Origin of the sequence: Nocardioides sp., assembly GCF_035703625.1 — a bacterium.
GTDB lineage: Bacteria > Actinomycetota > Actinomycetes > Propionibacteriales > Nocardioidaceae > Nocardioides.
Genome location: NZ_DASSXS010000262.1, coordinates 1 through 7935 on the forward strand (window position 1 = coordinate 1; position 7935 = coordinate 7935).

Consider the following 7935-nt stretch of genomic DNA (forward strand, 5'->3'; position numbering starts at 1 on the left):
CTGCGTGTGGATCAACACCCACATCCCCCTGGTCGGCGAGATGCCACACGGCGGCTTCAAGCACTCCGGCTACGGAAAGGACCTCTCCATGTACGGACTCGAGGACTACACCCGCATCAAGCACGTCATGCACTACCACGGGTACGAAGGATGAGCGCCCCGACCGGAGACCCTCACCACAGTCTCCACGCCGAGCAGCACGACCCTCACCACAAGGCCGAGCAGGACCTGGTCGACAAAGGGCTGAGCGAGGGCGCAGTCGGCCTCTTCGGCGGCACCGTCCTCGGCATCTCCTCCGTGGCACCTGCCTACGCGCTGACGGCCACCGTCGGCATCCTCGTCGCCGAGGCCGGGGCGAAGATGCCCGTGATCATCATCGCCGGCTTCGTCCCGATGTTCCTGGCGGCCTACGCCTACCGGGAGCTCAACAAGGTCGCCCCCGACTGCGGCACCTCGTTCACCTGGACCACCAAGGCGTTCGGCCCGTACCTCGGGTGGCTGGGCGGCTGGGCGGCCATCATGGCCACCGTCATCGTGCTGTCCAACCTGGCCGGGGTCGCGGTCCAGTTCTTCTACCAGTTCCTCGGAGACGTGCTCGACAACGGCACGGTCAGCGACCTGTGGGAGAACCGCGCGGTCAACGTGGTCACCTGCCTCATCTTCCTCGCCATCGCCACCTGGGTCGCCTACCGGGGCATCACGACCACCGAGCGCGTCCAGATCGTGCTGGTCCTCTTCCAGCTCGCGGTCCTGCTGGTCTTCGCCCTGGCGGCGTTCGCCAAGGCCGGTGACTCCGACACCGGGCTCTCGTTCTCCATGAGCTGGTTCAGCCTCGAGGGGCTGACCCTGTCGGCCTTCATCGCCGGACTGTCGGGGTCGATCTTCGCGTTCTGGGGCTGGGACACCGCCCTCACCGTCAACGAGGAGTCGGTGGACGCCGACAAGACCCCTGGGCGGGCGGCACTGCTGTGCGTGCTGTCCATCCTGCTCACCTACCTGATCGTGGCCATCGCCCTGCAGATGTACGCCGGCGTCGGCGACGAGGGGCTCGGCCTCGCCAACGAGGAGATCTCCGAGAACGTCTTCGGGGCCCTGGCCCGGCCCGTGCTCGGACAGCCACTGGATCTCGTGCTGTTCCTCGCGGTGCTCGCGTCGAGCGCCGCCAGCCTGATCACGACGTTCCTGCCGACCTCGCGCACCATGCTCGCCATGGGCGTCTACCGGGCGTTCCCGAAGTCGTTCGCCAGGATCCACGCCGAGTACAAGACGCCGTCGTACGCCACGATCGCAGCCGGCGTCGGGGCCGGGGTCTTCTACGCGGTGATGACCTTCCTCAGCGAGCGCGTGCTCACCGACACGATCTACTCGCTGGGCATCATGATCTGCTTCTACTACGGGCTCACCGCGTTCGCCTGCATCTGGTACTTCCGCAAGGAGCTGCTCAACGACGTCTCGAGCTTCGTCTTCAAGCTGCTCTTCCCGCTGCTCGGCGGACTGGGGCTGGCCTGGGTGTTCGTCGTGACCTTGCGCGACAGCGCGTCACCCGACTACGGAAGTGGCGCCTCGATCGGTGGGGTAGGCCTCGTGCTGATCCTCGGTCTCGGACTCATCCTGGTCGGCGTCCTCTTCATGCTGTGGCGGCGGGCCGTCGACCCCGCCTACTTCCGCGGGGAGACCCTGGTCAAGGACACGCCGGCACTCGTCGTGGCGGAGCCGAAGTAGCCCGCTCCGGCACCACCACGTCCCGGTCGCGGGAGTCAGCGCACTCAGTCGTGGCCGAGGTGGGTGGTGTGGTGCGGCTCGTCGGGGTCGTGGGCTGGCCGGCCATCGAGCAGCGGCCGGGCCGGATCCCACCGGGTCCCGTCGCGCTCGTCCTGCTGCCTGCGCGCCAGAGCCGACAACGCCTCGAGCACGACCCGGTTCCCCAGCGCCGCGGTGATGTCGGCATGGTCGAAGGGCGGCGACACCTCGACGACGTCGACCCCCACCACCGGCAGCTCGAGACAGATCCGCCGTACGGCGTCGAGGAGCTGGCGGGCACTGAGACCGCCCGGCTCCGGCGTGCCGGTCCCGGGGGCATGGCCCGGGTCGCAGACGTCGATGTCGACGGAGAGGAAGACGCCGTCGCAGTCGTCCATCGCGATGACGAACGCCTCGGTGAGGCACTCCTCGAGGCCACGGTGCACGATCTCGGTCATCTCGTAGGAGCGCATCCGCTGGTCGGCCATCCAGTCCAGGGTCTCGGGCGGAGGCCAGTAACCGCGGAGCCCGACCTGCAGGAACCGGTCGCCACGGAGCGCCCCCGACTCGATGAGCCGGCGCATCGGCTGGCCGTGTCCCCACAGCGACCCGAACTCGATGTCGCCGGTGTCGGCGTGCGCGTCGAAGTGGATCATCGAGATCCGGCCGTGGCCGAGCACGTTGGCGACGCCCTTGGCGTCGGGGTAGGTGACGGAGTGGTCCCCGCCGAGGATCACCGGGATCGCGCCCGATCGGGTGACCTTCTCGACCGCAGCCTCGAGGGCCGGGAGGGCGACCTCGATGTCACCGGAGTACATCTCGACGTCACCCGCATCGACCACGCCGAGGTCCTTGAGCCCGTCGGTCCGCAGGGCCAGGCTGGGGCGCTCGCCGTCGTGCGGGAGGTAGTCGCGCATCCGGATCGCCATCGGCCCGAAGCGCGCACCCGAGCGGGCCGAGGTGCCCCCGTCGAACGGCGCACCGAGGATGACGACCTGAGCGTCGGCGTACGTCGACGGGTCGTCGAGGTCGCACATGGGAACCCCGAGGAACGTGAAGTCCGGCCCGAACTGCTGGCCGTAGCGGGTCATGCTTCGAGTGTTCGCGCGGCCCGGGGCGTCGTCAAGGAACGAGAACGGCGGCCGCGGCGGCGCCTCCCGCGCGAGCCGGAGGTCGACGCCTCACCCCGCTCTGCCAGTGCGGCGCCGACGGCGCCGAAGGCCCGGAGGGTGTCGACCAGCGACGAGGTGTCCTGGGGGGCCGGCCACGACGAGACCTTGACGGCGACCAGGCCGGTCTCGCGGTTGACGTAGACCATCTGACCGTGGATCCCGAGGCAGACCAGCGCGGTGCCGCGAGGCTTCGGCACGAACCAGAACTGGTTGCGGTACCACCCACCGGGCAGCACCGCCTCGTTGCCCGAGGCGGCGAACGCGGCCCTGACGTCGTCGGGGCGGTCCCATGAGTCGGCGAGCCAGGACGCCGGCACGATCTCGCGGCCGCCGACCCTGCCCTCGTCGAGCAGCATCTGGCCGAACCGGGCGAGGTCACGCGGAATCGCCGAGATACCTCCGTCGTGGACGCCCGTGCCCACCGAGTCGCACGTGATCTCGGCGTCGCGCTCGGCGCCCATCGGCTGCCAGAGCAGCGTGGCGACGAGGTCGGCCATCCGATTGTCCGCGGCACGTTCGCAGACCCAGCCGAGCATGTCGGTATCGGCCGAGCGGTAGGTGAAGGTGCCGCCGTGGGGCCCGGCCCGGTCGAGGCTGGCGAGATAGGCGTAGGCGCCCACCGGGTCGCCGTCCAGCCTGGGGCGCCAGCCCATCGAACGCTCCATCACCCGGACCTCGGCGTCGGGCGCGTCGTAGGTCTCGCGGAACTGAACGCCGGTACGCATGTCGAGCAGGTCGCGGACGGTGGCCTGACCGTAGCCGGAGTCGGCGACCTCGGGGACGTACTGCTCCACGGGGGCGGCCACGTCGAGCTCGCCGCGACCGGCCAGGATCCCGGCCACGCAACCGACGATCGACTTCGACACCGACATCACCAGGTGCGGTGTGAGGTCGGTGCTGCCGGCGTAGTAGTGCTCGTTGAGCAGGACCCCGTCGTGCATCAGGATCACCGCGTCGGTCGAGGTCTCGTCCAGGACGTCCTCGACGCTGGTCGTCGCACCGGAGAGACGCTCGACCGTGATCGCTGCGAGATCGACCTGTTCCCCCTGGGGCAGGTCGGCGGCCGGCGTCGGCCCGGCGGGAATGGTCTGGCTCGGGATGAGCTCGCGCATGTGCCGGAAGGCCCAGCGGACACTCGGCGGATCCTGCCAGTTGGCCAGCATGACCCTCGATGCCTCGCCCGGCGGGAATCCGATCATCCTGTCCATGCGCCCACACTAGGCCTGAAGTGTGGGCGCCTGCGGGCCCGGATCCGAAGTCGTCCGGACAGTCGCTTGCGATCCTTCTCTAGGATTCATGGGTGAGCGGTGCGACCCCCCCGAGCCGTGACCCGAGGGCCTCGGCGTCGAACTGGCTCGAGGCGCCGTTCAACCGCTGGTCGATGTGGCACGTCCGTGAGCTCTGCCCCACCCAACGGGTCTCGCGCGGCACCGGGACGCCCCTGCCCCTCTCCGACCCGGCCGAGCCGCTCGACCTCGGGCGGGTGTCCGTCAAGCGGGTCGACGGATCGACCGGATCGGTGCGTGCCGTGCTGGACGACACCTTCACCGACGCCTTCGCGGTGCTCCAGCAGGGTGAGCTCGCCGCCGAGTGGTACGCCCCCGGCGGAGGCCCGGCCCAGGTGCACGCCGTCCTGTCGGTCACCAAGTCCGTGGTCGGCTGTGTCGCGTCCGTCCTCCTGGATCGGGGAGTGCTGGACGAGCAGGGGTGCGTCGAGGAGTACGTCCCGGACCTGGCCGCGTCCGGGTACGCCGGCGCGACTGTGCGAGACCTGCTGGACATGCGCAGCGGCGCCCGGTTCCTCGAGGACTACGGCGACCCGAGCGCCGAGATCCGGCAGCTCGGCGAGTGGGTCATCGACAAGGACGGGTTGTACGCCTACCTGCAGAGTCTGGAAGCCGAGCGTGAGCACGGGGGGACTTTCCGCTACCGCTCTTCCGAGACGGACGTCCTCGGCTGGCTGTGCGAGCGGGCATCCGGGTCGCGCATGGCGGAGCTGATCGGGGACCTCGTGTGGGCACCCATGGGCGCCGCCGGCGACGCGGAGATCCAGTGCGACCGCGTCGGGACCGCGATCCACGACGGCGGACTCGGGGCGACCGCACGCGATCTGCTGCGTTTCGGACACCTCCTGCTGAGCGGCGGCACCGTGCCGCTCCCCGACGGTGGCCGTCGGTCGGTCCTTCCGCCGGGGTGGCTGCGCCAGGCGTGGGCGGTGGACGCCGACGTCCGCTCCGCGTTCGCGGAGTCGCCGGCGGAGCGGTCCTTCCCCGGCGGCTGGTACCGCAACCACTTCTGGTTCCGGGTCGGCGAGTACGGCGACGTGCTGCTGTGCCTGGGGATCCACGGGCAGCTGGTCTACGTGAGCCGACGTACCAACACCGTCTGCGTGAAGCTCTCCGGGTGGCCGGACGCGCAGAACCCCGCCTTCCTGCATGACACGTTGCGCGCCTGCGATGCGATCAGCGGCGCGCTCACCACCGACCAGGACTCCACCGGTGCCGTGCACCGGCTCCCCGGAGTCGTCTCCGGGCTGAGCCGGCACGGCACGTCGAGGCGACCGGGCCCCTCGGTCCTCTGACTGTCTAGCGGGATGCGGAGGCGTAGCCTTGGCCCGGGAGGCATCATGAGCATGACCGCGTCCGGATCGGACACCCAGCCACGCCGCACCCTGAACGGCATCCCGGAGATCCGAAGCTTCTTCCGGACCAACCAGCAGCCGATCTACTTCGTCGGACCGACCGCCTTCAACCTTCTCGGCATCGACCGCTGGGTGCGCAACTTCCAGTACGTCGTCTACTACGACTCGTGGGACGGGGCGCACCCGCGCGTGTTCGCCCCGAAGAACCAGCCCTATGTCGAGTTCGAGTCCAGCGAGCAGATCAACAACTACCTGCTGCGCGACCCGGAGGTGCGGGAGCACCTGGAGCGACGCGGCGGCACGCCGATGATCGCCATGGTGTTCTTCGACGAGGAGACCGAGGAGATCTGCCGCGAGCTCGGGTACGAGCTCATCCTCCCGTCGGACGAGCTGCGACGACGGCTCGACTCCAAGATCGTCACGACCCAGCTGGGCAACGAGGCCGGCGCCCCGTCGGTGCCCAACATCCTGGGCACCGCGTCGACCTACCAGGCGCTCACCGAGCTGTCCACCGGCAACGGCCTGGGCACGGATCTCGTCGTGCAGACGCCCTACGGCGACTCCGGCAAGACCACGTTCTTCATCAAGGACGAGGAGGACTGGAACAAGCACGAGAAGTACATCGTCGGCGAGCAGCTGAAGGTGATGAAGCGGATCGACAACAAGGCCGCAGCTGTCGAGGCCTGCATCACCCGCCACGGCACGATCGTGGGCCCCTTCATGACCGACCTGACCGGCTACCCCGAGCTCACGCCGTACAAGGGCGGCTGGTGCGGCAACGACCTCTTCCCCGAGGCGCTCACCACGAAGCAGCGGGCCACCGCGATCGGGCACGTCCGCCGGCTGGGTGACCGGCTCGCCAAGGAGGGCTACAAGGGCTTCCTGGAGATCGACGTCCTCGTCGACCTCGGGACGGACGAGGTCTATCTGGGCGAGCTCAACCCGCGGATCTCCGGTGCGTCGTCGATGACCAACGTGACCGCGGGCGCCTACGCCGACGTCCCGCTGTTCCTCTTCCACCTCCTGGAGTTCATGGACGTCGACTACATGGTGGACGTCGAGGAGATCAACGAGCGCTGGCGAGAGCTCGCCGCCGTGGACGTCTGGGCCCAGCTGATCATGAAGGAGCCGGACGACTCCGTGGAGCGGATCCTCGCGGCGCCCCGTACGGGCACCTGGACCCTCGAGGACGACGGCTCGCTGAAGTTCGCCGGCGTCACGAACGACTGGCACGACGTGACCCACGAGGACGAAGCGTTCTTTCTGCGGGTGTACGCGGCGGGGGACTTCCGGTTCAAGGGCGCCGACCTCGGCATCCTCGTCACGAAGGGGCGGATGCAGACCGCCGACGGCCTGACCAAGGCCTGCCGCAACTACATCGACGGGATCCGCGCGCACTACCAGTCCGAGGCGGTCGACCCGACCCCGAACCTCGCGCCCATCGCCTACGTGAAGTAGCCACGGAGACTCGGCCGGATCAGTCGCCGACGACGACCTCGACCTCGAAGCCTTCGGAGTTCTCCAGGTAGAGCGCGGTGTGCTGCTCACCCCCCGCGTGCGGGTACCTGTCGGCGAACATCTCGTGCCAGCCGTGCTCGGAGGACTCGGCCCGGAGTCGATCCAGCATCCTCCGGTCGGAGCAGGTCAGCGCCAGATGGTTCACCCCCGGGCGCAGCCTGTCGTGCGGTTCGTCGAGCTGGTCGATCGAGCGTTCGAGGAAGATGTAGGTGCCGTCGGGGTGGGCCCAGCTCCGGTGGTCGGACGAGGCATCCCAGCCCAGCTCACCGAGCAGCCAACCCCACTCCCCAGCCGCGACGTCCGGAGTGCCGACCCACAGGTCGAGGTGGTGAACGGCCCGCGTCATCGCGTCCGCCTCACTCCCACTCGATGGTGCCCGGCGGCTTGGAGGTCAGGTCGAGCGCGACCCGGTTGACCTCCTGCACCTCGTTGGTGATCCGGGTGGAGATCCGCTCGAGGACGTCGTAGGGGACCCGCGCCCAGTCGGCGGTCATCGCGTCCTCGGAGGTGACCGGGCGAAGCACGATCGGGTGGCCGTAGGTGCGGCCGTCGCCCTGGACCCCGACCGAGCGCACGTCGGCGAGCAGTACCACCGGGCACTGCCAGATGTCGCGGTCGAGGCCCGCGCGGGTCAGCTCCTCGCGGGCGATCGCGTCGGCCTGGCGGAGCACGTCGAGCCGCTCCCGGGTGACCTCGCCGATGATCCGGATCCCGAGGCCCGGGCCGGGGAAGGGCTGGCGGTGGACGATGTCGGCGGGGAGGCCGAGCTGCTCCCCCACCATCCGGACCTCGTCCTTGAACAACGCCCGCAGCGGCTCGACCAGCTCGAACTCGAGGTCGTCGGGCAGCCCCCCGACGTTGTGG

The 7935-nt window shown here is 69.4% G+C and carries 7 protein-coding genes and 1 pseudogene; 4 read left to right on the plus strand and 4 right to left on the minus strand.

From position 1 onward, the window contains the following. The coding region (locus VFN12_RS13750; protein WP_325119292.1) for an aldehyde dehydrogenase family protein at positions 1-154 on the plus strand (154 nt) is incomplete at its 5' end. Beyond that, positions 151-1722, plus strand: a complete 1572-nt coding sequence (locus tag VFN12_RS13755) for an APC family permease (protein ID WP_325119286.1) — start codon at positions 151-153, stop codon at positions 1720-1722. The genes VFN12_RS13750 and VFN12_RS13755, both read left to right, overlap by 4 nt. Positions 1723-1766: 44 nt before the next feature. On the opposite strand, the gene speB is transcribed toward VFN12_RS13755, so the two are convergent. Next, positions 1767-2831 (minus strand): agmatinase, encoded by a 1065-nt coding sequence (gene speB / locus VFN12_RS13760; protein WP_325119287.1) that lies wholly within the window; start codon positions 2829-2831, stop codon positions 1767-1769. Beyond that, positions 2828-4120 carry a serine hydrolase gene (locus VFN12_RS13765; RefSeq protein WP_325119288.1) on the minus strand — a complete coding sequence of 431 codons (1293 nt, stop codon included), beginning with the start codon at positions 4118-4120 and terminating at the stop codon, positions 2828-2830. The genes speB and VFN12_RS13765 overlap by 4 nt, the downstream gene beginning before the upstream one ends. 92 nt (positions 4121-4212) lie before the next feature. On the opposite strand from VFN12_RS13765, the gene VFN12_RS13770 reads away from it, so the two are divergent. Continuing rightward, on the plus strand, positions 4213-5493 hold the full coding sequence (locus VFN12_RS13770) for a serine hydrolase (RefSeq protein WP_325119289.1): 1281 nt from the start codon (positions 4213-4215) through the stop codon (positions 5491-5493). 45 nt (positions 5494-5538) lie between these two features. Continuing rightward, positions 5539-7011, plus strand: a complete 1473-nt coding sequence (locus tag VFN12_RS13775; RefSeq protein WP_325119290.1) for a biotin carboxylase — start codon at positions 5539-5541, stop codon at positions 7009-7011. Positions 7012-7030: 19 nt separating this feature from the next. On the opposite strand, the gene VFN12_RS13780 is transcribed toward VFN12_RS13775, so the two are convergent. Together VFN12_RS13780 and VFN12_RS13785 are read right to left on the minus strand one after the other, a co-directional pair. Further along, a complete protein-coding gene (locus VFN12_RS13780; protein WP_325119291.1) occupies positions 7031-7417 on the minus strand; it encodes a glyoxalase in 387 nt (128 codons plus the stop codon). Positions 7418-7427: 10 nt separating this feature from the next. After that, positions 7428-7935: pseudogene (locus VFN12_RS13785) on the minus strand (GMP synthase (glutamine-hydrolyzing)); the annotation flags it as partial.